Annotated in this window: 24 protein-coding genes; 14 read left to right on the top strand and 10 right to left on the bottom strand. The window is 48.2% G+C overall.

What is annotated here, in order from left to right:
• Positions 1-92 precede the first annotated feature (92 nt).
• The 3 genes from DXN05_RS01385 to DXN05_RS01375 all read left to right on the top strand — a co-directional run bounded on the left by DXN05_RS01385 (position 93) and on the right by DXN05_RS01375 (position 2,940).
• Positions 93-971, top strand: a complete 879-nt coding sequence (locus DXN05_RS01385) for an AraC family transcriptional regulator (protein WP_116845419.1) — start codon at positions 93-95, stop codon at positions 969-971.
• Between the two features lie 60 nt (positions 972-1,031).
• Entirely contained in the window at positions 1,032-1,961 is a 930-nt protein-coding gene (locus DXN05_RS01380; RefSeq protein WP_116845418.1) for a Nif3-like dinuclear metal center hexameric protein, read from the top strand.
• Between the two features lie 94 nt (positions 1,962-2,055).
• Positions 2,056-2,940 (top strand): amidohydrolase family protein, encoded by an 885-nt coding sequence (locus DXN05_RS01375; RefSeq protein WP_116845417.1) that lies wholly within the window; start codon positions 2,056-2,058, stop codon positions 2,938-2,940.
• Positions 2,941-2,970: 30 nt separating this feature from the next.
• On the opposite strand, the gene DXN05_RS01370 is transcribed toward DXN05_RS01375, so the two are convergent.
• The 3 genes from DXN05_RS01370 to DXN05_RS01360 all read right to left on the bottom strand — a co-directional run bounded on the left by DXN05_RS01370 (position 2,971) and on the right by DXN05_RS01360 (position 6,561).
• Complete coding sequence (locus tag DXN05_RS01370; RefSeq protein ID WP_116845416.1) at positions 2,971-3,252, bottom strand: hypothetical protein; 282 nt, start codon at positions 3,250-3,252, stop codon at positions 2,971-2,973.
• A gap of 194 nt (positions 3,253-3,446) precedes the next feature.
• Entirely contained in the window at positions 3,447-4,727 is a 1,281-nt protein-coding gene (locus tag DXN05_RS01365; protein WP_116845415.1) for a UDP-N-acetylmuramoyl-tripeptide--D-alanyl-D-alanine ligase, read from the bottom strand.
• A 301-nt stretch (positions 4,728-5,028) separates the two neighbouring features.
• A complete protein-coding gene (locus DXN05_RS01360; RefSeq protein WP_116845414.1) occupies positions 5,029-6,561 on the bottom strand; it encodes an SUMF1/EgtB/PvdO family nonheme iron enzyme in 1,533 nt (510 codons plus the stop codon).
• Positions 6,562-6,939: 378 nt separating this feature from the next.
• Here DXN05_RS01360 and porV point away from each other — a divergent pair, with 378 nt between their 5' ends.
• The 5 genes from porV (at position 6,940) to DXN05_RS01335 (ending at position 11,575) form a co-directional block, all read left to right on the top strand.
• Entirely contained in the window at positions 6,940-8,088 is a 1,149-nt protein-coding gene (gene porV, locus DXN05_RS01355) for a type IX secretion system outer membrane channel protein PorV (RefSeq protein ID WP_116845413.1), read from the top strand.
• 111 nt (positions 8,089-8,199) lie between these two features.
• Positions 8,200-8,679 (top strand): 2-C-methyl-D-erythritol 2,4-cyclodiphosphate synthase, encoded by a 480-nt coding sequence (ispF, locus tag DXN05_RS01350; protein WP_116846350.1) that lies wholly within the window; start codon positions 8,200-8,202, stop codon positions 8,677-8,679.
• Between the two features lie 111 nt (positions 8,680-8,790).
• Positions 8,791-9,234, top strand: a complete 444-nt coding sequence (gene dut / locus DXN05_RS01345) for a dUTP diphosphatase (protein ID WP_211329955.1) — start codon at positions 8,791-8,793, stop codon at positions 9,232-9,234.
• A gap of 10 nt (positions 9,235-9,244) precedes the next feature.
• Positions 9,245-10,060 carry a DUF4292 domain-containing protein gene (locus DXN05_RS01340; protein ID WP_116845412.1) on the top strand — a complete coding sequence of 272 codons (816 nt, stop codon included), beginning with the start codon at positions 9,245-9,247 and terminating at the stop codon, positions 10,058-10,060.
• Between the two features lie 78 nt (positions 10,061-10,138).
• The gene (locus tag DXN05_RS01335) at positions 10,139-11,575 is read left to right on the top strand and encodes a murein hydrolase activator EnvC family protein (RefSeq protein ID WP_147313807.1); all 1,437 of its coding nucleotides are present in this window, start codon (positions 10,139-10,141) and stop codon (positions 11,573-11,575) included.
• Positions 11,576-11,734: 159 nt separating this feature from the next.
• Here DXN05_RS01335 and bshA read toward each other — a convergent pair whose 3' ends face one another.
• Positions 11,735-12,874 carry an N-acetyl-alpha-D-glucosaminyl L-malate synthase BshA gene (gene bshA, locus DXN05_RS01330; RefSeq protein WP_116845410.1) on the bottom strand — a complete coding sequence of 380 codons (1,140 nt, stop codon included), beginning with the start codon at positions 12,872-12,874 and terminating at the stop codon, positions 11,735-11,737.
• Positions 12,875-12,983: 109 nt separating this feature from the next.
• Between bshA and DXN05_RS01325 the strand changes: the two genes are divergently transcribed.
• The gene (locus tag DXN05_RS01325; RefSeq protein WP_116845409.1) at positions 12,984-14,360 is read left to right on the top strand and encodes a M20/M25/M40 family metallo-hydrolase; all 1,377 of its coding nucleotides are present in this window, start codon (positions 12,984-12,986) and stop codon (positions 14,358-14,360) included.
• Positions 14,361-14,447: 87 nt separating this feature from the next.
• Complete coding sequence (locus tag DXN05_RS01320; RefSeq protein ID WP_116846348.1) at positions 14,448-14,843, top strand: hypothetical protein; 396 nt, start codon at positions 14,448-14,450, stop codon at positions 14,841-14,843.
• Between the two features lie 188 nt (positions 14,844-15,031).
• On the opposite strand, the gene DXN05_RS01315 is transcribed toward DXN05_RS01320, so the two are convergent.
• Both DXN05_RS01315 and DXN05_RS01310 read right to left on the bottom strand, forming a co-directional pair.
• On the bottom strand, positions 15,032-15,739 hold the full coding sequence (locus DXN05_RS01315; RefSeq protein WP_116845408.1) for an SAM-dependent methyltransferase: 708 nt from the start codon (positions 15,737-15,739) through the stop codon (positions 15,032-15,034).
• Position 15,740: 1 nt separating this feature from the next.
• Positions 15,741-16,511, bottom strand: coding sequence for an EI24 domain-containing protein (locus DXN05_RS01310; protein ID WP_116845407.1), 771 nt, complete (start codon positions 16,509-16,511; stop codon positions 15,741-15,743).
• 34 nt (positions 16,512-16,545) lie between these two features.
• On the opposite strand from DXN05_RS01310, the gene DXN05_RS01305 reads away from it, so the two are divergent.
• Entirely contained in the window at positions 16,546-17,202 is a 657-nt protein-coding gene (locus DXN05_RS01305) for a DNA-3-methyladenine glycosylase (RefSeq protein WP_211329954.1), read from the top strand.
• Between the two features lie 303 nt (positions 17,203-17,505).
• Here the strand turns inward: DXN05_RS01305 and DXN05_RS01300 are convergent, their stop codons facing one another.
• Both DXN05_RS01300 and upp read right to left on the bottom strand, forming a co-directional pair.
• Complete coding sequence (locus DXN05_RS01300; RefSeq protein ID WP_116845406.1) at positions 17,506-18,513, bottom strand: PorP/SprF family type IX secretion system membrane protein; 1,008 nt, start codon at positions 18,511-18,513, stop codon at positions 17,506-17,508.
• Between the two features lie 143 nt (positions 18,514-18,656).
• Positions 18,657-19,310: a uracil phosphoribosyltransferase gene (upp, locus tag DXN05_RS01295; protein WP_116845405.1), complete on the bottom strand. Its 654-nt coding sequence runs from the start codon at positions 19,308-19,310 to the stop codon at positions 18,657-18,659.
• 102 nt (positions 19,311-19,412) lie between these two features.
• Between upp and DXN05_RS01290 the strand changes: the two genes are divergently transcribed.
• Together DXN05_RS01290 and DXN05_RS01285 are read left to right on the top strand one after the other, a co-directional pair.
• Positions 19,413-20,507 (top strand): anhydro-N-acetylmuramic acid kinase, encoded by a 1,095-nt coding sequence (locus tag DXN05_RS01290; protein ID WP_116845404.1) that lies wholly within the window; start codon positions 19,413-19,415, stop codon positions 20,505-20,507.
• 59 nt (positions 20,508-20,566) lie between these two features.
• Entirely contained in the window at positions 20,567-20,986 is a 420-nt protein-coding gene (locus tag DXN05_RS01285) for a hypothetical protein (RefSeq protein WP_116845403.1), read from the top strand.
• A gap of 182 nt (positions 20,987-21,168) precedes the next feature.
• On the opposite strand, the gene ade is transcribed toward DXN05_RS01285, so the two are convergent.
• Positions 21,169-22,839: an adenine deaminase gene (gene ade, locus DXN05_RS01280; protein WP_116845402.1), complete on the bottom strand. Its 1,671-nt coding sequence runs from the start codon at positions 22,837-22,839 to the stop codon at positions 21,169-21,171.
• A 726-nt stretch (positions 22,840-23,565) separates the two neighbouring features.
• A complete protein-coding gene (gene trmD / locus DXN05_RS01270; RefSeq protein WP_116845400.1) occupies positions 23,566-24,252 on the bottom strand; it encodes a tRNA (guanosine(37)-N1)-methyltransferase TrmD in 687 nt (228 codons plus the stop codon).
• 143 nt (positions 24,253-24,395) lie between these two features.
• Here trmD and DXN05_RS01265 point away from each other — a divergent pair, with 143 nt between their 5' ends.
• Complete coding sequence (locus DXN05_RS01265) at positions 24,396-25,376, top strand: DUF2963 domain-containing protein (RefSeq protein ID WP_158559096.1); 981 nt, start codon at positions 24,396-24,398, stop codon at positions 25,374-25,376.
• Positions 25,377-25,379 lie beyond the last annotated feature (3 nt).

Raw genomic sequence — 25,379 nt, 5'->3', positions numbered from 1 at the left:
GAAACTGTATTATGCTGTAATTTGTTTGTATTCAATTTGTTACAGGATGGTATGTGAATTGTCTTATCTCTTGCAAAAGAAAGGATAACACTATGAATACAGCAACAGCCTACCCGCCATGGAGCGCAACTGCAAATGACGCCCATCTTTCAAAACGGCATTTCAATATCTGCATGCTGCAGGATCAATGTCCTGACTTTACAGCCGCGAAGCTCGCCCCCCTTGATCATTTCGAAATCATCCTCATCAGTGAAGGGGCCGGTACATTGAGCGTTGATACGCGCAAATATGAGCTTACCAACAGGTTTGCCTGCTGCGTGGTTCCCGGGCAAATGCGTGTAATTGACATTGCGCCCGGTACACAAGGCTTCTGCATTTCCTTTTCCATGGATATGTTGTACCGCATCGGCGATCTGAAGGAGATGATGCATTTGTTTGAACGGAGCGTAATTGACAGAACCCTGCTGTATGCCATTGCAGGTACTGAAGAGCAAATGGAAATGGCAGGTATTGTTAACCGCATGATACGTGAGTGGCACAACGATTTTCAGCTGAAACCGACCATACTCGCCGGGTTGCTGAATACACTGCTGATTTATTTTATACGCCTGCTGGAAGATGACGGACAAACACGGATGGTAAAACGTGAAACAGAACTGGTACGCCAGTTTATGGAACTGCTGAAACAGCATTTCATCACCCAGAAAAAAGTAGCTTGTTACGCGGCTGCACTGCATGTAACACCCAATTACCTGAACCGCGCAGTAAAACATGTTACCGGTTTTACGGCCAGTCATCACATTCAGCAACAGGTAATTCTCGAAGCCAAACGACAGTTTATTTATTACAACACCAGCATGAAGCAGATTGCGTATTTCCTGGGTTTTGAAAGCCAGGCGCATTTCAGCAAATTTTTTAAAGCCAATACCGGCATGTGTTTTTCGAGTTTCAAGAAAGATGCCGTGTTATAACCGTACTGACTGCTGCACGCGTTGCGGAATGATTTATATTTAAGCAGTAAATAAAGCAATATGAAACATCCGCACGTCACACAGGATCAGTCAGCTGTAAACAGGAGGGATTTTATTACGCGCACTGCTTTATCAGCCGGTGCGCTGGCCCTGCTGGGTGTGCAGCCTTCCCTTGCCGGTAATGGCCTGCAGTCTGCCGCAAACACATACACCGTGCAGGATGTAATAGAACTTATTTTAAAAGAGGGAAAGCTGCAGGTTATCCCGAACACGGTAGATACCATTAAGGCGGGCAGCCCCGGCCAAACAGTAACAGGTATTGTTACCACCATGTTTACCACTACGGCTGTTATTGAACAGGCTGCGCAACTGAACGCGAATTTTATCATCGCACACGAGCCAACGTTTTACAATCATACAGACAATCCTGCGTGGGTACCCGGCAACGCGGTGGTAAAACAGAAGCAGCAGTTGCTGGAAAAATACAATATGGCAGTCTGGCGTTTTCATGATTATTGCCATGCATTAAAGCCCGATGCCATCAGTTATGGGGTAGTACAGCAAATGAACTGGCAAGCCTGGTATAAACAGGGCGATGTGGTGCTTACCATTCCGCAGCTTTCCCTGCAGCAGCTGGTAAACCAGTTAAAGCAGGCCCTGCATATTGCGCATGTACGTGTAATAGGCAACCTGGAGCAGCCCTGCAGCCGTATTGCATTATTGCCGGGCGCATGGGGCGGTGTGCGACAGGTTACCATTGCCGAAACACAAATACCCGATGTACTGGTGGTGGGTGAGGTGAGCGAATGGGAAACTGCCGAATATATCAGGGATGCACACAGCATGGGTAAAAAAACAGCACTGGTTATACTGGGTCATGCACAAAGCGAAGAACCCGGTATGGCATACGTTGCCAATTGGCTGCAGCCCAAACTCAATGGCATAACGGTTACCCATATTGCATCGGGCAGCCCGTTCACCTGGGTGTAATGCCAACCGTTCAACACAGTTTTTGCCGGCGGAAAACAAAATCTTTTAAGTTTACATATAGTTGTTTTTTATATCTTAATGTAAACTGCCTAACATGAAACCAACACGGCGTTATGCCCTTACCGTTTTCCTGCTCTTGTATGTATTGCTTGTTCACGCGCAGAAAGATACGGCGCACTACCATGGAAAAATCATCGACATGCATGTGCACATTGCCGTGATGCCAGGCGAAGAAAATACGATGAGTGGCGAAAGAAATCATACGCTGGCCAATATACGCACCTACATGGCCGCAGCGAACGTTGAAAAGGCTGCCATTATTACCATCGCACAAAAAGGCAATATGGCCGATACGCGCCAGCGTAACGACAGCATTATTGCACTCAGCAAAAAATATCCATCACTGATCCCGGTATGCTCGGTACATCCCATGGATGGTGCCGATGCTTTTGCTGAAATGGAACGTGTACACAAACAGGGTGTAAGTATTATTAAACTGCATCCCAATAGCCAGGGGTTTGATGTAGGGGCGCCCGAAGTAGCCAGTCTCGCCAAAAAAGCCGGAGAACTGCACCTGGTGCTGCTGTTTGATAGCTATAGCCCGGTTGATAACAACGAAATAGGCAAGCTGATTATGCTGGCTGCCATGAACCAGGATACCCGGTTTATTTTTGCGCACATGGGACTGGTAAATTTTCCGCAGCTGCTTACCATTGAAGCACTCAAAAAATATCCCTGGTACAAAAACAATATCTGGTGCGATATTTCTGCCATTGCGCCGGTACTCGGTCATTCACCTTTTCATGATCAGCTGGTATGGACCATCCGCACCATTGGCGTTGACCAGTTTTTATTTGGTTCAGATTATCCTGTATTCAACCCTGCTGATGCTATTAAAAGCGTGCATGGCATGGGCTTTACACGGGCAGAAGAACAACTGCTTTTTTACGGTAACGCCAGCAGGCTATTACAACAATAGCAGTAATAGCCTGCGGGAAAATAAGTTACGCTAGTAGTTTTTGCGTTCTTCTTCGTGCACTTTGTCTTCGTTAAAAAAATGACTGCTGTTATCGTTTTGGGAGCCGGTGGATGCAGAGGAATTTTCATTTGTACTGCCGGCATCTTCTTCTTCAGTATAGCTGAAGCTAATGGTGAAGGGCATCAGCAGCCAAAGGGCGCCAAGCGTCAGCATCCAGTAATTGTGATAATACAATGCCAGGGCCGACCATGCTACGCCAATCAGCAGCAGCGCTGTTACAACAAACCTGGTGGAGGAGGAATTCTTCTTCATAGCAATGCACAAGCAGACTTTGTTGGGTTTTAAATGAGCACACAAGACATCATTGTATAACATGACGGGTCTATCGGGATATTGCCGGGGAGACATAAGGATTTAGGGGGTTGTTTAAATTAAAAGTACAAAAAAAACGGCCATGTGGCCGTTCTATGTATGTTAATTCTAATATTTGACCGGTGGATACAAAGTTAATTTTCTAATATCCTTTCCATGCGTGTGCTGCGCGAACCTTTCACCAGTATATGCGCACCTGTCACATGCTGGTCGTGCAGCCACTGCCTGGCAGCGAGGGAATCGGGCAGGTAAATAAACGGCGATGTTACATGCGCAAAATCACCGCCTACCAGCACCACCTGTTTCCAGGGATATTGCTGCAGCAACTGTACAATTGCTTCGTGTTCGCCGATGCTTTCCGGGCCAAGTTCCATCATGCCGCCCAGCAGTAATATTTTTTCTGCTGCATGCAGTTTGGCGAAATTTTCAATGGCAGCACGCATGCTGGTGGGGTTGGCATTGTATGCGTCGAGGATGATCTTGTTGCCGTCTTTTTCTACCAGCTGTGAGCGGCTGTTGCTGGGTGCATATCCTTCAATTGCTGCCTGTATTTTATTACCCGGCACGCCAAAGTATTTGCCCAGGGTTATTGCACACAGCACATTGGGTAAATTATAATCACCCACTAATTGTGTCTGCACCTGTTGCACACCGTCTACTCCCTGCACGTATACACCCAGGAATGGTTCACTTACTGCCACCTGCCCGGTTACGGTGCCTGTTTGTGTGCCGTACCATTCAACGTGTTTAACTCCCTGTATCATGTTGTGCAGGTAATCATAATCGTTATAGGCAAAAGCAGTGCCTTCATGCGCACGCAGGTAATCGAACAGTTCGCCCTTGCCTTTGCGCACGCCTTCCACGCCGCCAAAACCTTCCAGGTGGGCCTTACCTGCATTGGTAATAATGCCATGTGTTGGCTTGGTGTACACGCAATAACCCTCAATTTCTTTCTGGTGATTGGCGCCCATTTCTATCACAGCCATCTGCGCGTCAGGTTGAACGCGTAATAGGGTTAGTGGAATACCAATATGGTTGTTGAGATTGCCCTGCGTGGTATAGGTAATAAAATGCGTGCCCAGTACAGTACTCACCAGCTCCTTGGTGGTGGTTTTACCATTGCTGCCGGTAATGGCGATAAAGGGAATATTAAACTGTGCACGGTGATAACCTGCCAGTTGCTGCAGCGTAGTAAGTACATCTTCTACCACTATGCAACGGCCATTGGCACCCTCTACAGGCTCGTCAATAATAGCATAGGCTGCGCCTGCTTCCAGTGCCTGTAAGGCAAAACTGTTGGCGTTGAAGTTGGGGCCTTTGAGTGCGAAAAACAAATCACCCTGCTGCAGTTTGCGGGTGTCTGTTTGTACAGATGGATGTTGCTTGAAAATGGCGTATAATTCAGGTATAGTCACAGTGCAAGTTTGCTGCAATTTATGAAAATGATGGAACAGCTTCGAAACAGCTTTAAGCTACAAGTTACAAGCTGCCAGCTCGTTGAGTGTTGCCGCCTGCGGCAGGAAGTCTCACCGCCATTGGTTTAGGGCATGCCGGTGGGGACACCGGCACAGGCATCACAGGGAGTAGCGGCCTTGCTTTGATTATCTCGGCTGTCGATGCTCGAATCGCCCTTCGCGTGTCAACTCACGACTGACGTTTTCTTCAAAAGAAAAAGCCACCCAATGGATGGCCTTTTACTCTTTATTTACCTTTACCTTATCTTTTTTGTCTGCGTTTCGGGAAGAAGTTACCGTTTTTGCGGCCATTGCCTTCAGGTGCTCCGTAGTGTGTCATGGCACAACGGAAACCGATGGTGCTGCTGCTCTGATCTTCTTCAAGGAAACGGCGGCTGCCGGGGCTGAGCCAGTAAGGCATATCGTTCCAGCTGCCACCTTTTACCACCCTTGATTTATCACTGATCAGTGTTGTGATACCGTAACCATAGGCTACTGTGCTCAGTGAATCACCATCGAGGTAGTTAACGGCATATGATTGCTGGTAGTTGCGACGGTTGCGCAATGCAGAATCACTTTCCGGAATATATTTCATACGACCCATGCTATCGCGAAGATTGCCTTCGCCACCGCTCATGTCAATTTTCTTGAACACGTTACCGCGGTATGGGTTAATATCATCTGCTTCAACATTGGTAGTAGGCCTGTAAACGTCGGCAACCCATTCGCTTACGTTACCGCTCATGTTATACAAACCAAAACCGTTGGGGAAGAACGAGGTTACTTCAGCAGGGTAGGCAGAGCGGTCATTCAAACCACCGGTAGTACCCATGTAGTCACCATTACCACGTTTAAAGTTGGCGAGGAAAGCACCCTGCCAGTTACCGCGGCGTGTGGCGCGCAGGTTGTCGTAGCCGTCGTTTTTCCAGCTATAGATCTGTTTGTTGCTGATTAACTCTTCACCGCGTTTTTTCTCGCCGTTGCGCACCTGCGGGTTTTCGTTGATGAGACCCAGCGCTGCATATTCCCATTCTGCTTCTGAAGGCAGGCGGTAATCAGGCAGCAGGATACCATCTTCAAATTTCACGGTGTTACGCGGGCGGCCCTGTGCATCTTTCAGGTCGTTCTTTTTGGGTTTACCGGGTACACCCTGGTATTCGCCCATGAGGTACGATTTGGTGTTGAAGTTTTCCTGGCCACCGCCGTTCATTTCCTGTTTAACTACGTTTTTATTCTGGTAGCCTTTGTTAATCAGCTCACCTTCATTCACCCTGTCGGTACGCCAGATACAGAAATCATACGCCTGTTTCCAGGTTACACCAACAACGGGATAGTAGTTATAAGAAGGGTGACGGAAGTAGTATTCCACCAGCGGCTCATTATAACCCAGTTCGCTGCGCCATACCAGGGTATCCGGTTTGGCACCTTCCAGAACCGCTTTAAACTGGTCGTCGGAGAACACGTTCTCGAGCCAGTACAGGTATTCACGGTAGTGAACGTTTGCAACTTCAGTTTTGTCTATAAAAAAGGAGTTCACGGTAACACGGCGCGGCATATTATTCCAGTCGCCCATTACATCCTCCTGGGTGGCGCCCATGGTAAAGGTACCACCTTGTACAAATACCAGACCCGGACCGGTTTTGATATCCTTGGGTTTAGCTACAAAAAAGCCTCCCCGGTCTTTATCATTATAATTCCAGCCAGTTACATCTGATTTATCCTTCTTTTTGTGGCAGCTGGCAAGACTGCCGGCTGTTGCTATGAGTATAGCATACTTTCTAAGTCCAGTTAACATGTGCAGACTAGTTTAGCTGAGAGTTAAAACGATGGTTTTTTAAAAATATTGTTTACGGTTGAAATCCCTGCGAATATAAAAGAATTTTGTATCCGAAAGGCGAAGCTAAGGAAAATGAAAGTTGCACAAAAGCGGCGCCAATTGCATTTTTGGCCGGACTATTGCTATTGAAAGAAAATTATTTCATATTTGCAAACAGCAAGTGGGTAAGATTGTTTGTCAAACATTCATAAATTTCCGTTATAGATACAATTTCTACGCAGTCTTTTTATTGAAAACTTCAAAGGGTTCTTGTCCCATATATACTATTATTATCCGAATTTACGTATTAGCTATATACAGGGTACAAAAACCGCTGATCAAATCACAAACAAGGAAATGAAACTAACCGCTTTAAAATCAGCAGCTTTTTTGCTGTTGGCGATAGGTGTACAAAAGCAGGTAGCTGCCCAAGACCGTAACCCCTTAAACGTAGTAACAACCGCTGTACCCTTTTTACGTATTTCGCCCGATGCGCGGGCAGGAGGGATGGGTGATGTTGGTATTGCTACACCGCCGGATGCCAACAGCACGTTCTGGAATCTGGCCAAAACGCCGTTTGCCAAGGAAAATTCAGGTATTGGTGTAACCTATACCCCCTGGCTGGGCGATATTACCAAAGACGTTTTTCTTGCCACCTTGGCAGGCTATTATAAACTCGATGAAGAACAGGCTTTGTCTGCCTCCCTGCGTTACTTTAACCTGGGTCACATCGACTTTACCGATCAGAACGGTAACCCGCTGGGCGGTCAGAACCCCCGCGAGTTTTCCTTTGATATAGGTTATTCACGTAAGCTCAGCGAAAAACTGGGTGTGGGCGCTACTTTCCGTTACATTAATTCAAAACTGGCCAGCGGCTCCTACAACGGTAACACATATAAGGCGGGTAGTGCCTTCGCTACCGATCTGTCGCTGTATCACCACGGTATTAATGAAGAAGGCTCCGGTTTTAACTGGGGTATTGTACTGTCTAACCTCGGTTCTAAAATCAGCTATACTAATAATGCCACTACCAAAGACTTTATCCCGGCCAACCTGGGTATCGGCGGTGCATACACCTCTACTTTCGATGAAACCAGTCGCATCACATTTGGCCTGGACCTTAACAAACTGCTGGTGCCTGTTGCCCCGGTAGACAGTGCGGGTTTGGCCGAGTACCACAGCTATGGTGTATTTGAAAGCTGGTTTAAATCGTTCAACGGCGACAATGGCGGTTTAAAATCCATACAGGCTTCACTGGGTGCCGAATACGCCTACAACGAACAGTTTTTTGCACGTGCAGGTTATTTTTATGAAAGCCAGCAGGCAGGCGACCGTAAATATTTTACCCTGGGTGTTGGTTTGCAGTACAGTATGATCAACCTCAACTTTTCTTACCTCATTCCCTCCGGTAATGGTGTAACCCGTAACCCGCTGTCTAATACACTGCGTTTCGGGGTTATTTTTAACCTGGGCCAAAGCGCTGATCAAAACAACGCGGGCAATTAGTCTCATCTCCTTTCAATATAACCGGTGCAGGCCGTATTTACCCCCGTGGCAAATACGGCCTGCCTGCTTTTAACACGCTTCTCATTACCTTCGCGGCCAAAACTGTTGTTAATGAATATAAGAATAGGTCAGGGGGTAGATTTTCACCAGCTGGTAACAGGCCGCGATTTATGGCTGGGTGGTGTGCTGATACCGCATACCAAGGGTGCATTGGGGCACAGTGATGCCGATGTGCTGCTGCATGCCATTTGCGATGCACTGCTGGGCGCTGCCGCCCTGGGCGATATTGGCAAACATTTTCCTGATACTTCGGCCGAGTTTAAAGGCATTGACAGCAAAATACTGCTGAAACGCACGGCAGAACTCATCTCCGCCAAAGGTTACCGCGTAGGCAATGTAGACGCTACCCTGTGCCTCGAAGCACCCAAAATAAAACCTTATGTGCAGCAGATGCAGCAAACCATCGCTGCTATACTGAACATCACCATCGACGATGTTTCCATTAAAGCTACCACTACCGAGAAGCTTGGTTTTGTAGGCCGTGAAGAAGGCGTGGTTGCCTACGCTGTCGCCCTGATTCAAACTGTTTAATGTTTAAGGGTTTAATGTTTAAAGTTCTTTCGTGTATTATAACGTTAAACTTGAAACTTTAAACGGGAACTTTCAAACCTGCCAGTAAAACTTTCAACTATTTTTGCCGCCGTGAATACCATAACTGTCAACATCATCAATCAAAGCAATAACCCCTTGCCGGCGTATGCCACAACGGGTTCATCGGGCATGGATATCCGTGCTTTTCTGGAAACACCCATACAGCTGCAGCCGCTGGAACGCACCCTGGTGCCCACCGGTTTGTACATGGAATTACCCGAAGGGCTTGAAGCCCAGGTTCGCCCGCGCAGCGGATTGGCTATTAAACAGGGTATAACCTGCCTCAATACCCCTGGCACAATTGATGCGGATTACCGGGGAGAAATAAAGGTGATACTGATTAACCTGAGCAATGAAGTACAGGTGATAAACCCGGGCGACCGTATTGCGCAGGTGGTGATTCAGAAAGTAGAACAGGTGCAGTGGGCCGAAGTAGCTGTTATAAACGAAACGCAAAGAGGAGCCGGTGGTTTTGGCCACACCGGGAAACAATAAAAATTAGCAGATGAGATATATATTATATGGCTGCATGGCAGTGCTGCTTTGGGCAAGCTGCCGTCCGGCCAAAAAAGTGCAAAGGATAGAGAACGCGATTTCGAAGAAAGACACGGTGCAGAAAGTAATGGTGAAAAAAGACGAGGTTGATTCGCTTACCATTGTAAAAGACATCGTGCACAACCTGAAAACCAAACGTATTGATTTCACTACTTTTTCTGCCAAGGTAAAAGTAGACTATGAAGATAAAAACGGTGGCGATGGCGCCAATGCCAATATCCAGATGCAGAAAGACAGCGCTATCTGGATACAGCTTACCGGTCCGTTCGGTATTGAAGGCTACCGCCTGCTGGTTACGCGCGACAGCGTGAAGCTGATGAACAAGCTTAACAAAACCGTGGTGTACCGCAGCATTTCCTACCTGAAAGATCTGACACAGATCCCGTTTGATTTTTACACGCTGCAGGACCTGATTGTGGGCAATACAATTTTTGCAGACGGCAATATCGTTTCCTATAAAAATGCCGATGCCGGTTTGCAGGTGCTCATCGTGGGTAAAATATTCAAGCACCTGCTCACGCTCGATAAAAACACCAACCTGGTAATGCATAGCAAACTCGACGATGTGGATTCTGTGCGCAACCGCACCTGCGATATCACTTTCAGTCAATACCAGCCCAATGGTGATGTTAACTTTTCTGCCTACAGGCAAATAGCTGTGGCCGAACAATCGAGGCTCGACGTAAAACTTGATTTTAAAAAGTATATATTTAACCAGCCGGTAACTTTTCCTTTTAATATTCCAAAAAACTTTAAAAGGAAGTAATTTTTGAACCTGCAGGCGCGTTTAATTGTCATCATTCAACCTATTCTTGAAATCCAGAACCAGAAAAAGAACCATTACATGACGAAGAAGCTGTTTATTTCATTGGGGATGCTTATGTGTGTGCTGGCAGCAGGTGCCCAGCAAACAAAAGAAGAACTACAGAAAAGACAGCAGGAGCTGCAGAAAGAAATTGCAGACCTGAACAGCACTTTCGACGAAATCAAGAAAAACAAAAAGCAGTCACTGAGCCAGCTGGCTGTGGTACAGCGCAAAATACGCGCGCGTGAAGAACTGGTGAGCACACTGAGCAAAGACCTGCGTTTGATTGATGACAATATTTACCTTACCACGCTGGAGATGAACCGCATGAAGCGGGAGCTGGATACGCTGAAACAGAATTATGCGCAGAGCCTGGTTTTTGCGTATAAAAACAGGAGCAATTACGATTACCTCAACTTTATATTTTCTGCCACCAGTTTTAATGATGCGCTCAAACGCATGAACTACCTGAAAAGTTATCGCCAGTACCGCGAAACACAGGTGGAGAATATTGTTAAAACACAACAGGTGCTGCAGCAGAAATCTACTTACCTGAGCAGTTCCAAGGTAGAGAAAAACTCTGCATTGAAAGAGCAGGGCAAACAGCTTACCGTGCTGGAAGATGATAAAAAGGAAAAGGATAAAGTGGTGCAGGATCTGAAAGACCGTGAATCTGATGTGGCTTCTGAAATTAAGAACAAGCAGCGCATGCAGAAGAAGATCAGTGATAACATTGTAACCATTATCCGCCGTGAAGCTGCCGAGGCACGCCGCAAGGCTGCTGAACGCGAAAAAGCCGAACGCGACAGATTGGCTAAAGAAGAAGCTGCCCGCAAACAACGCCTGGCCGATCAGCAGCGCCAGGAAGCAGCAGCTGCCAAAGCCGCCGCCGCACAAAACAATACTGCTGCCGCCAAACCTGCTGCACCGCCGCCGCAGTCTGCAGCCTCCACACCCGCCAGCAGCGCACCCAGTAATGCCAATGTTGCTGACGTAAATGGGGTAAAACACAGCGACCGTACGTACAGCCCTTTTGAATCTACCACCGAAGGCTTAACACAATCACTGAATTTCGAAAGTAACCGCGGTCGCCTGCCCTGGCCGGTAGATGCAGGTTATGTGTCTATACCTTATGGCCAATACGAAGTACCCAATTCAAAACTCAAAGGCAACAGCGAGGGTATTGAAATTTCTTTACCCGTAGGCGCTACAGTAAAATCAGTGGCCGATGGGGAAGTGTCTTCAGTATTTGACCTGGGCGGCGGAGAACAGGCCGTGCTGGTTATGCATGGTAAATACTTTACCACCTACAGCCACCTGGGTTCAGTAAATGTAAACTCAGGCCAGAAAGTAAAAGCCGGTACCGTTATCGGCAAAGCCGGCGCCAGCGACGATGGCGATGGTATGGTAGGCTTTATGATCACCAACGAAAAAGGCAGCTTCCTGAACCCCGTAAGCTGGCTTAAGCATCGATAAAAAGAAAGGCCGCCCTACTACAGGGCCGCCTTTCTTTTTGTTTAAAAGTTTAAATGTTTACTAGTTCAATTTAACAGGCGCGTTGCGTCGCGACCTTTATAACCATTAGGCCATTGAACTCTTGAACCTTTGAACTTCTTAAACTTTTAAATACTCCCACTATTTCCCCCCGCACTCCATCCTGCAGAAACGGCTGTACAGCTGTTCGTAAATGGGTACAATGTTTTGTATATCGTAACGGCAGGCCTGGGCATAGGCCTGGTCTTTAAACTGCTGCAGTTTGGCGTCATCGGCCAGCAGGGTAATGGCATCGGCGCTCATTTGGGCAATGTCGCCTACAGGTGCCAGGAAACCGGTTTCGCCCTGGAGATTGATCTCGGGCAAGCCGCCTGCATTGCTGCTGATCACAGGCACTTTGGCCGCCATGGCTTCAAGCGCTGCCAAACCAAAGCTTTCATAATCTGAAGGCAGGATAAACAGGTCAGAGATAGCCAGTATTTCTTCCATCTGCTCCTGTTTGCCCAGGTAGCGGATATCGGCATCCACACCCAGATCGCGGCCCAGTTCTTCGGCAATAGGACGGTCTGGTCCGTCGCCTACCATCAATAGTTTGGCAGCCTGGTGTTTACGCACCTCGGCAAATATGCGTATCACATCAGTCACGCGTTTTACCTTCCTGAAATTGGAGGCATGCACCAGTATTTTTTCATCATTGGGCGCAATCACCTTGCGGAACGCATCGATGGGCTTTTTATTAAAGCGGGCTACATCTACAAAGTTGTAGATCACCTCAATTTCCTTGGTAATGGGGAATGAGTGAAAGGTTTCTTCCCGCAGGTTATTCGACACCGCGGTAATGGCATCGCTTTCATTGATAGAGAACGTGACCACGGGTTCATAGGTTTTGTCTTTCCCCACCAGCGTAATATCTGTACCGTGCAGGGTGGTAATTACGGGGATGGTGCGTCCCTGCTGTTTTACAATCTGCTTGGCCATATAGGCAGCGCTTGCATGCGGAATGGCATAGTGTACATGCAGCAGGTCAAGATCGTGGTTGCGGATCACATCAACCATGGTGCTGGCCAGTGCTACTTCGTAAGGGGGATAATCAAAAAGCGGGTAAGTGCGCACCCGTACCTCGTGATAGTAAATATTTGCACTGAAGATATTTAAACGCACCGGTTGCTGGTAAGTAATAAAATGAACCGAATGTCCTTTATCAGCCAAAGCTTTTCCTAATTCTGTTGCCAACACGCCGCTACCCCCGAATGTTGGGTAACAAACTATTCCTATTCGCATGCATAATGGTTTATTGGGTACAAAATAACAACCATTTTACGAGAACGCAATTTTCATGATTGGCTGCCCCGAATCAAGTAACTTCCGCCTTTAAAAGGCAAGCAAAACAATGAAAAAACTAGTACTGCTCCTCTGCTTCCCTGCAGCGGTAATGGCCCGTACACCGGGTAATGATGATTCTGTGTTTATCAGGAAAATAGCCAACAGCGCATTAACTGAACGCAGCACCTACCAGAATTTATACAACCTCACCAAAAAAGTAGGCGGCCGCCTCGCCGGCTCGCCCGGTATGGTAAAAGCCGAATTATGGGGCGCCGATGCCCTGAAAGCTGCAGGTGCCGATAAGGTGATACTGCAGGAATGCATGGTGCCGCATTGGGTGCGCGGCGGAAAAGACAAGGCAAGCTTTATCTATACAGCGGGTGGCAAACAGGTATCAGCACCTGTAAATGTACTGGCATTGGGTAACTCCGTAGGCACCGGCGCCAAAGGCGTAAAAGCCGAACTCATTCGCGTACACTCGTTCGACGAGCTGGATGCACGCAAAAATGAAGTGAAAGGCAAAATTGTATTGTACGATGTGCCTTTTGAAGAAACCTTTGTACAGACTTTCGAAGCCTATGGCAAAAATGTCATCTACCGTGCCATCGGTGCCAGCCGCGCCGCCAAATATGGTGCTGTTGCGGTTTGGGTACGTTCTATGTCGCATTCGGTTGACAATAACCCGCACACCGGCTCACTGCGTTACCTCGACAGTATTCCCCAGATTCCCGCAGCTGCAGTAGGCCTGCGTGACATGGAAAAACTTGATTCACTGCTCGACCAGGGTAAAACCCTTACCGGTGAATTGTATACATACGGCAAAATGCTGCCCGATACCATCGGGCATAATGTAATCGGCGAATTGAAAGGCACCGAACATCCTGAGCAGATCATTACCGTTGGCGGCCACCTCGACAGCTGGGATGTAAACGAAGGCGCTACAGACGATGGTGCAGGTGTGGTACAGACCATCGCTATTTTAAAGGCATTTAAAGAAACCGGCTACCGCCCCAAACACACTATTCATTTTGTACTGTTTGCCAATGAAGAAAACGGTACCCGTGGCGGTAAAAAATATGCAGAAGCAGCCAAGGCAGCCGGTGAGCAGCACCTGTTTGCACTGGAAAGCGATGCAGGCGGTTTTGCCCCGCGCGGCTTTACGCTGGGTGCGCCTGCCAGCCTGGATAAATTCAACAGCTATAAACCCCTGTTTGCACCCTATGGTGTGGAAGGCTTTACAGCAGGCGGCGGCGGTGCAGACGTAGACCCGCTGCATGCAGTGCTGGGTACGGCAGTAAGTGAACTGCGCCCCGATAGCCAGCGTTATTTCGACGTGCATCATGCGGCGAACGATGTACTGGAAAACGTAAATATCCGCGAATTGAAACTGGGTGCTGTAAACATGGCCGCTTTGTTATATCTTGTTGATCAATACGGCTTATAGTTCTCCCGTTTGTACATACAGCGCACAGCCGTAACCAATAACCGGCTGTGCGTTTTTATTTATACAACTGCAAAACCGCATCCTGTTATGACAAAAGGAAAAAAAATATTCTGGAAAGTACTGGCAGTGCTGGTAGTAGTACTTATCGTATTTTGTTATTTCCGTTTTACCTGGGTTTTTGGCGATGGCACCAAGGCCGGCACGCTCAATTACTTTATGCGCAAAGGCTATGTGTTTAAAACCTATGAAGGAAAAATTATCCAGAGCGGTTTTAAGGCCAATGTGCAGAGCAATGAATTTGAATTCAGCGTAACAGATGAAAAGGTGGCGCGTATTTTAAGTGAAAATGCAGGCCGCGAAATAGAAGTGCATTACAAGGAATACTTTGGAGCCCTTCCCTGGCGCGGCATGCAGAAAACCATTGTTGACAGTGTGATACAGATACGCAGCGCGTCTGGTGAATCGGTGATTAAGCCGAGATGAGCTTCATCGGGAATCGAGAATCGACAGTCGAGACTATTGTAGCGTGTATTTGATCGTAGCGAATCTATGCCTATGCCGGTGTCCTCACCGGCATACCACACACTGCATCTGCATATTAAACCCACTGCGATCTCCTCCATAAATTCAGCGTATTCTGCGATTTTCGCGAGAAATAGATGTCACTGCACCTACGCCTGCAGGAGGAATATCGCCGGGCGTTTGTGAATGTCAGGCGTTTTTTGTTGCCATTGCTGAACGGTTTTGGTGAGAATGCTTTCGGTTGATGCAGTAATGTCTACTGCAATACAGAAACGTGTGGTGGGTTTGGCTGTTTGCAGCAGGTCGCGGATAAGCTGGTTATTGCGGTAAGGGGTTTCTATAAAAATATGCGTACAGCCTGTCTTGGCCGAATGGGCTTCCATTTCACGGATGGCGGTTTTCTTCTCATGCGCATCAATGGGCAGGTAGCCGTTGAAGTAAAAGTTTTGCCCGTTCATTCCACTGGCCATCAGCGCCAGCAAAATAGAACTGGGGCCAACATAGGGCACCACGGTAGCGCCCATGCGTTGTGCAGCCTCTATCAGCAGTTGCCCGGGATCGGCAATGCCGGGGCAGCCGGCCTCACTTACAATGCCGATATTTTTGCCTTGTTTCAGCTGTTCGGTAAAGGCGTTTTTTACCTGTTCTTCTGCTTTGTGTATGGTAAACCACTGGTAATCGTCAATCACCATTTCACGCCATAACTTCTTAAAAAAACGGCGGGCTGTTTTTTCCTGCTCCACAAAAAATACATCACATTTTTTGATCGCCTCCGTAATGTAGGGCGGAATAGCCTGGAGGGCTTGTTCTTCCTCGTGCAGTACAGTGGGTATCAAATGCACAGTGCCTGTTTTCATACTAATGATTATCGATGAGTGAAGGATTTTCTTTGGCCTGTACCATGCTCATGGTAGCAGCGATAATGGCATAGGCAGGTGCCAGAAAAGGTACCAGGTGCATAAGGTAAAACATCAGCCCGTTGCCAATAGCCAGTCCTTTATGCCTGTTGATAAAAACGATGCTCTCCTGTATACTCATGTTCCTGCGCTCGCAGCTGTAATCAAGCATGGAAAAGCCGAAGTAATTGCATTCGTTGGTAACTGCCATAATCGGCGTGGCCCAGCCCGCAACAGGGATAACAGACAATAGCAGGAAGCAGAGGGCATACACCGTTTGCCACAGGGCATTGCGCAGCACTATTTTGATGGCGCGGGTAATGTCTTTGGCAAACAGCTTAAAGCTGAAAGGAAAATCTGTTTTGCCTTCCAGTGTGGCTTCTGTACGCTGACTGAGGTAGGCGAATACCGGTGAACCGATAATTAAACAGATATATTTAAACAGCGAGAAATACAGCATCATCTGTATCAGCCAGAAAATGAGCCCGGCCAGGGTAAACAGGAAACCCAGCAAACCGCTCTGCATATGGTCTACCCAGGTTTTTAACCCGGTTTCAAAACTCAGCCATTCAATAAAAAGCGTGGCAGTTTTGCCAAAAAAATACATGCTCACCACAAACAGTATGGTATAAATAATGCCGGGTATAATAATCCATTTCCATAGCTTGTGCTTCTGGATAAAATGATGGGCCTGGATATAGGACTGGATAGCTAAGACGATTTCTTTTAACACCAGGGAAGTATTTTAGCAGATAAATGTATTGATTTTGACACAACAAGCTGACGATATTCTGCAAGGTTCCGGCAATTTTGCGGAATGGCAAAAATTAACCACCTCATTTTACCGGCAGAAGGATGTGGTAAAACTGGCGAAACAGCTGCTGGGCAAGATACTGGTAACGCATTTTGACGGTATTACCACAGCCGCCCGTATTGTAGAAACCGAAGCCTACAACGGTGTGGTTGACAAAGCTTCCCATGCCTACAACAACCGCCGCACGGCACGCACAGAAGTGATGTTTGGTGAAGGCGGCACTGCATATGTGTATTTGATTTACGGTATTCACCACCTGTTTAATGTGGTTACCAATGCAGCCGGAACGCCGCATGCCGTCCTCATCCGCGGGGCCGAGCCGTTGATAGGTATTGAACAAATGTTGCTGCGCACGCACAAACACAAGGCCGATAATACCCTCACCAAAGGCCCGGGCAATGTATCTAAAGCCCTGGGCATTACCACACAATACACGGGTTTCAGTTTATTGGAAAATAAGATCTGGATTGCCGATGATAAAAAACGCTACCCTGCCTCTGCTATCGCCGCTACCCCGCGCATAGGTGTGGATTATGCAGCAGAAGACGCGTTGCTGCCCTACCGCTTTATTGTAAAAGGAAACCCGTTTGTGAGCGGCAGGAAGGCGTGAGCCGTGAACGTGAATCGTCAGTCGGTGTGGGTACCAATGTCGAGAATCGAGAATCGACAGTCGAGATGATCGAAGCGAATGCGCAATTTAAATTATGCCGATGCCGGTGTCCTCCAAACTATAGCGAGCCAGCAGCGCCCGCGCTGCATTTGCGTATTACATTTCGCGAAGATCTTCGCTAAAATATTTCCGTGATTTTCGCGATTTCCGCGAGAAATGCATTACTCCTCCATCAGCAGGCACGCAGCTCGCAGCTGTTTTCAAGCTAACTGCTAACTGCTAACCGCTAATAGCTGGCTGTTTCTAGAATTTCGGGCAGGGCAATCCTTTTGTTTCAGATGGCCTGTTGATGTAGATGAGGGAAATTTCGATGCCGCCCTTGCTGTTGGAGCCGGTTTTGAGGGCAGAGGTATTTACATCGTACGTTACACCCAGCCTGAAATCACTGAACTCCAGGCCAAGATAGGGGATCAGTGCATCCTGCAAACGCAGCCAGCTGCCGGCATAAAAGCTCACGGGTTTGGCCGTGCCTTCCGGGCTGGCCATAAACTGCATGGCCCCGCCAAGCACGGTTTCATGTGCACCCGCCTGCATGCTTTGCAAGGCACTTAAATGCAGGGTTAAGGCATCTCCCACAGGGAAATATCCGCCTGCGTGAAATGTGGTGCGCTGGTTTAACAGGTATAGCGCGCCGGTGAAGGATTGTTTGGGACGGGTAAGGTGATAAATGCTCACACCCGCATAAAAATTATTCTTGTCCGATGTGCTACCGGTATACAGGATACCCGCATTTACATCCATATAGTTCGACTTCAATGTACTGCCGCTAAATATCTCTGAACTTACACCTGTAAAACCGGTGGAGGTGAGCTGGTCTTCAAACTTCAGGTTAGAAGTGTTGATGACCATGTTGGCGTACGTAGCCTGGAAACCCAGTCCCAGCTGATGGTAGCCATCTTCATCAAGTCCCTTGTGATAAGCGGTGGAAAGCGAGAAATAGTTAAAGCCCACGGCACCGTTGGCGCTTTTATCAGTATACCCCATCAGTCCTACACCCCAGGTATCATTGGGAGCGATGTAATTGCGGAGAATGGGAAAATCAACAGAAGCAGTGCCGGTAACATAGGCTTTGTTGATAGTAGGCCACTGGTTGCGGTAATTGCCTGCTACCCGCACGGTACCGTCAAACTTGCCGGTGAAGGCGGGGTTTAAGGTAAGCGGTGAGGAGAAGAATTGCGAAAAATGCGGATCCTGTGCAGTTGCGTACTGAACATAAACAAAGGCTACCAGGAAAAGTAAATATTTTCTCATTAACAGTAATTACCGGCCTAAATGTAAGGATATTATTGTTTCGGATTTTGCTGCCTGCAATTACTGCGAATTTAGTACACCCGCATGTATAATGGCCTTGTTTACTGAGCCGTAAACACATTATTTTTTTGTTGCGTTGCTGCCTACGATTGTGTTTTGGCGCCAAATGCCAGGTCGCCTGCATCGCCCAGTCCGGGAACAATATATCCTTTGGCAGTAAGCTCATCATCAATATCACCGCACCATATTTTCACGTCTGTACCTACTTCGCGGTGAACGTATTCAATACCAATCGTACTGGCAATGGCTGCCACTACATGAATGGCTGCGGGGTTGCCCTCTGCTTTTACCACGTTGATGGTTTTTACCAGTGATGCGCCGGTAGCCAGCATGGGATCGCTGATGATTACAATGCGGTTATCAAGTGGGGGACTGCTCATGTATTCGAGGCTTATTTCAAAGCTGCCGTCACTACGGTGTTTGCGGTAGGCCGAAACAAATGCATTGTCTGCTTTGTCGAAATAGTTCAGCATGCCCTGGTGAAGGGGCAGGCCTGCACGCAGAATGGTGAGCAACACCGGTTGCTCTGCCAGCAGTTTGCTGTTGTGGGTGCCGAGTGGTGTCTGAATTTCTGTTTCTGTCCAGGGAAGTTCCTTGCTTATCTCGTAGGCAACGATTTCACCGAGGCGTTCCAGGTTTCTTCTGAAGCGCATACGGTCGCCCTGAACATCGGTATTCCTCAGTTCACTCACCCAGTTACTTACCAGGCTGTGCTGGCTGCTCAGATTGATCACCATAATTTCCCCGCAGATTTCGGTTTTTTGTTGGAAGATTGCAAATTGCGCCTCGAAAATAGAATAATTCCGCCGTACGGCGTAAACGTCCTTAAAATTGTCACCATGATTTACAGAGCAATTGGTATAATGAGCGGGTCATCCCTTGACGGATTGGATATTGTATTTGCAGAACTGGATGAATCGCGCGGGAAATGGAGCTACACCATACAGGCAGCGGCCTGTTACCCCTACACGCCTGAATGGGAACAGCGTTTGCGCAATGCCGTTGCGTTGCCGGCTTATGAATACCTGTTGCTGCACAGTGCATACGGCAGGTATATTGGTGAGAAGATAAACGAATTCATCGATGCAAACGACCTGCACCACAAAGTGCAGCTCATTGCTTCACATGGTCATACCACGGTTCATGCACCGCAGTTGGGCACTACTGCGCAGCTGGGCGATGGCGCTACCATTGCAGCCGTTACAGGCATCAATGTGGTAAGCGATCTCCGTGCGCTGGATGTGGCCTTGCAGGGACAGGGCGCGCCTATTGTACCCATGGGTGAAAAACTGCTGCTGGGCGATCACAAATTCTTCCTGAACCTGGGCGGTATTGCGAATATCTCTTACAACCAATCCAACTACCAGGCTTTTGATATCTGCCCTGCCAACCGCGTGCTCAACATGCTGGCACAACTGGCAGGCAAACCATACGATGAGGGCGGGCAACTGGCTGCAGGCGGACAAATTCATACTGCCCTGCTTACAAAACTGAATGCATTGGCGTACTACAAACAGGCTGCACCCAAATCACTCGCAAACGATTTTGGAACAGGCGTGGTTTTCCCGCTTATACAATCATTTCAGCTATCCGTGGCAGATGCCCTGCGTACTTATACCGAGCATATTGTACAGCAGGTTACGTACGCGGTAAACCAACTGCAGCCTGTACCCGATGCAGCCGGCAGCACTTTACTGGTTACAGGCGGCGGTGCTTTCAACACTTTTCTCATCAACCGCCTGCAACAGCAACTGCAACCGCTGAATGTACAGGTGAATGTGCCGGATAATGAGTTGGTACAATACAAGGAAGCGCTGGTAATGGCCTTGCTGGGCGTGCTGCGCTGGCGCGAAGAAAATACCGTGATGGCATCGGTAACCGGCGCTACCCGCAGCAGTATTGGCGGTGCGGTGTGGATTGGGCAGGATGCCTAACAGCACCGTGCTGTAACACATATGTTGTACATTGTGTTTCATTTATCAATAACCCGTGTATGAGGCATTGGCTTATATATGCAGCCCTTTTGGCATTAACCGCCTGCGGTGGTAAAAGCGATAAAAAATTCAATACCACCAGTTACCAGCAACAGAAGGAAACCCTGCTGGATAAAGAAAAACATTCACCCCTGCAGTTTCTTGAAGTAGTGGAAAGCAGGGACAAGCGTAACTGGTTTGGCCAAACCGTAGTGAAGGGCGATGTGCGTAACACAGCCAGTCTTTGCTCGTATAAGGACATCCGTTTAAAGCTGCGGTATTTTAACAAGCAGCAACAGCTGGTTGCCAACCATGAGGTGGTGTATAACGAAACGGTGAAACCGGGTTCGAGCATTTCATTTAAAGAGAAGTTTACCACGCCGAAGGGAACAGATAGTGTGGCGGTGTCGCTGATGAGCGCGGTGGCGGTGGGGAAGTGAGCAGGGAAATCGAGAATCGGCAGTCGGGACTATCTTAGCGAAGCAGCCATTTTCTGTGATGCCCATGCCGTGTCCCCACCGGCATGCTGACCGCTGTTTCTGACACCTTAAAAAATTAGAAAGACGTACCATGACGTTTAAAAACGGTTCATGGGTTCTGCTACTGCCGCATTTTTCTCTCTCTAAACAAACGAGAAGGTGTCCCCGTCAAACAGTCCTTTATCGCTTAGTTTCAGGTGGGGAATTACCAGCAGGGCCATAAAGCTCAGCGTCATAAACGGCGCGCCCAGCCGGCTGCCCAGCTGTTCTTTTACAAGGGCGTCAATGGCTGTATAGGCATCTGCCACTGCATATCCATCTTCGGCACTCATTAAGCCTGCAACAGGCATGGGTAATAACTTTTCAACGTCATTTCCCACGGCAGATACGCCACCCTGGCTTTCTATCACCAGGTTTACAGCGCGGGTAATGGCAGCATCATCTGTGCCTACGGCAACAATGTTGTGGCTGTCGTGTGCAATGCTCGATGCGAGTGCGCCCTGCTTCAGTCCAAAATTGCGGATAAACGCTTTGGCCACAGGGGCGGGGCTGTAGCGGTTTACCACTACTATTTTCAGGATGTCATTACCGGTATCGCTTACATAATTGCCGTCGGCGATTTTGCCGGGCAGCTGCAACCTGTTGGTGATGAGCTGGCCGTCGAGCGCTTCCATTACCGGTATTAACCCGTTAGTTGCAGGATAGCTGTTTACCGGCACTGCCAGTGCGGCGGCATCAATGGGCTGGCAGTTGAAATTATTCACCACGGGTGTATCCACAGACGCAATAAGTGTACGGCCATGATCGGCTACCAGCAAGCCGTTGATATAGGTTTGCAGCACCTCAAAATCCTTCAGGTCTTTCACCAGTATAAAATCTGCCGGGTCGCCCTGGCGCAGCAGGCCCACTTCAAGCTGGTAATGCTCTACGGGATTAATACAGGCCGCCTGCAGCACGTTGAACACATCAATGCCTTTTGCTACGGCACGGGCGCAAAGCGTGTTAATATGGCCTGCAGCGAGGCTGTCGGGGTGTTTGTCATCGCTGCAGAACATCATCCTGCGGGCATGGGTATGCAGCAAAGGGGCCAGCGCTTCAAAGTTGCGGGCAGCACTGCCTTCGCGTATCAGTATTTTCATACCGTAACCCAGTTTCTCCAGCGCCTCTTCTGCAGTAAAACATTCATGATCGGTGCTGATAGCTACCTGTCCATCGCCCAGGCCGGCTTCAATGTATGCCTTTACCCCGCTGCCGCGCAGCCCGGGGGCATGACCGTCAACCGGTTTGCCAAGGGCCAGTGCGGCATGTATTTTTTTCATCACCTCGCTGTCGCCATGCAGTACGCCGGGGAAGTTCATCATTTCGCTGAGGTACCTGATTTCTTTTTGCTGCAGCAGCTGTGCCACTTCATCGCTGCTGAGGGCAGCGCCTGCTGTTTCGAAGCCGGTGGCAGGCACACAGCTGGGGGCGCCGAAATTGAATTTGAAAGGCACTGTTTTGCTGTTATCGATCATAAACTGCACACCTTCCATACCGCATACATTGGCTATTTCGTGCGGGTCGCTCACCGTGGCAACGGTGCCGTGCACCACTGCCAGCCGCGCAAATTCGCTGGGTACCAGCATGCTGCTTTCAATGTGTACATGGCTGTCGATAAAGCCCGGCAGTATGTAAGGCAGCTGGTCTGCATTCAGTGAATCGTGGCGTTCCACAGCTGCGATTATACGGTTGTCTATTTTTACAATCGCCGGGTAAATACTTTGGCGGAATATATCTACAAACAGGCCGGTAATGGAAAAGCTGCGATTGGGCATACGAAATATGTTAGAAGCACAAAATACCGAATTTGAAAAATTGTCCAAGGAACTCCTTCGGAGAAAGTTACGCATTGGGTATGCCGGTGAGGACACCGGCATGGGCACCATAAGGAATAATACGCACCGACTGACGATTTAATGTCGTTTAGTTAACGGCTCCTTTGAACTTTGCGGGTTTTCCCTTTGTGTTCTTTGCGGTAAAAAAATCACGCTTAACTAACGACATTGACTGACGATTCACGGCTGACGTTCTCCCTAAAACAATAAAAGCCCGCATATCGTGGAGCTTTTATTGGCGGAATTGGAAAAATAAATACGCTGTGCGCGGTGCCGGTGCAGAAAAAATAAAGTTGGTGGTTTCTGAACAGGAGAGCAAGGGCCTTGTGTAAACAGCTCATTGGGGGAACTTTTGTCACGAAGGCATGCAAAATCCCGGTTGCGAAAACCGGGATTTCTTGCTTAGTCAAAAAAAGTGTAATGCTCCTTCGAAAGGCTCCGGTAATTGGTTTCTCATTTTCGGAGTTATGCCGACTTTCAAAGGTCTTTCTGATATTGGATTTGAAAACGGGGGGTGGAAATCGTATTTCCTACAGCTAAAGTAGTTTAGAAATGGTCACTTAGGTATTGTATTCGGACTTATCCAGTATCCAGATCGGACACAAAACGATTTTGTCCCTTGCTACCCCCTGTTTGCGCAATTGAATAATGGTTAAACAGGCTTTGTTATAAGTCCTGCTTTTTCAACAGATCGGGGCGGCGTTCCCGGGTTCTTTCCAGTGCCTGGTCGTGACGCCAATCGTCTATTTTTTTAGGGTCACCAGACAAAAGCATATCAGGCACTTTCCAGCCCCTGAAATCGGCAGGGCGGGTATAAACAGGCGGCGCCAGCAGGTTATCCTGGAACGAATCGAACAGTGCAGAGGTTTCATCATTCAGCACACCGGGCAGCAGGCGGCCAATGGCATCTACCACCAGTGCAGCAGCCAGCTCGCCGCCGCTTAGTACAAAATCTCCGATAGAAATTTCGCGGGTAATATAGTGGTCACGTATGCGCTGGTCGATGCCTTTGTAGTGACCGCAAATAATCAGCAGATTTTCCTGTAACGACAGGCGGTTGGCTGTTTGCTGGTTAAAAGTAGCACCATCGGGCGTCATGTAAATAATGTCGTCGTATTGGGTAGTGGCCTGCAGCTCTTCAATGGCATTGGCCAGCGGTTCGCACATCATTACCATACCTGCACCGCCGCCATACTGGTAGTCATCCACCTGCCCGTAGGCATTCACCGCCCATTTGCGCAGCTGGTGCACCTGTACCTGCAACAGGCCTTTTTCCTGTGCACGTTTCATGATGCTGTGTGATAATGGGCTCTCCAGTAATTCGGGTAAAACGGTAATGATATCAATTTTCATGTAAACACTTTTCAGTGGGCAAAGATAGCGAGGAATAGGCAGGAGCGGGCATTATAAACATTAACAGTCTTTTTAATATAACTTAATGCAGTTCTGTCTTTAATTCGCGCGCTATGAAGGAAATTCATAGTAAAATAAAACTTATGAGATACCTGTACCTTACCCTTATGGCAGCAGCATTTGCTTCCTGCACTGCCTATGTGCCCCAGGAAACGCTGGATGCCAAACCCCATATACTTACTGATGTACCCATTACTACCGCCAATGCTTCACCGGGCAATGTGCAGGTATTTTTCAACGGCGAACTACCGCATGAGCCTTATTACAAGATGAAGCTGATAGAAGTATCTGCTTCTGCTTACCGCAGCAATGCTGCCTTTTTAGACAAGTTAAAAGAACAGGCTGCCAGGGAAGGCATGGACGGTTTGCTGCTGGACGGTTTAAATGAGAACCAGGTAGTGCGCAATGCCTGGAGGGATGGGTACGATCCGCTGCTGCAACGCCATTTAACAGCTGTAGGCATTCGGTTTAAGCGTACGATTCACGTGGATAAAATTGTAAAGCAGCAGTCGCTGAAGGTATGGGGTGCGGGTGTATCTGCACCGGTAAACTGCGATCTTACTTTTAATCTGCATGGTCAGTGCAAACTTGGCAGCAGGCTTGCCGATTCCCTGTTTTCCATTGAAATATACCCTTATGCTGCAAGTGAAATTGCCTACGGGCACCAGCCGGGATGGGCGTATATGCAGTCTGAAGAGATTCCCAAAACAGGTGCCATGCGCAATTCTGATTTGTTGGGGCTGAACTCACATTATAAGTACAACGATAAATGGCAACTGTCGGGCATTGAAGTAGCCAGGCCGGTTGATTTCACCGGTACATCGGGCAAAAAGATAAAGCAGGTATTGACTGTACAGTACGACGATAAGCAGCAACTGATTAAAAAGACCCTCTACCGGAATAATGCAGTGGAGTGGATTGAAATGATGACCTATGATGATACGGGCAGGCTGGCCGCGACCGAACGCTATAAAATGAATGGCGATCAGAAACAGGTTTTACTGCAAAGCACCCTCAGTTACTACACTGCCGGCGATTTGCCCGAAGCCGAGCCAGGCAGGTAACAG

Origin of the sequence: Deminuibacter soli (genome assembly GCF_003412455.1) — a bacterium.
GTDB classification, from domain to species: Bacteria; Bacteroidota; Bacteroidia; order Chitinophagales; family Chitinophagaceae; genus Deminuibacter; species Deminuibacter soli.
Note: the sequence above shows the minus strand (reverse complement) of the source record. Positions and strands in the feature narration are given on the sequence as shown.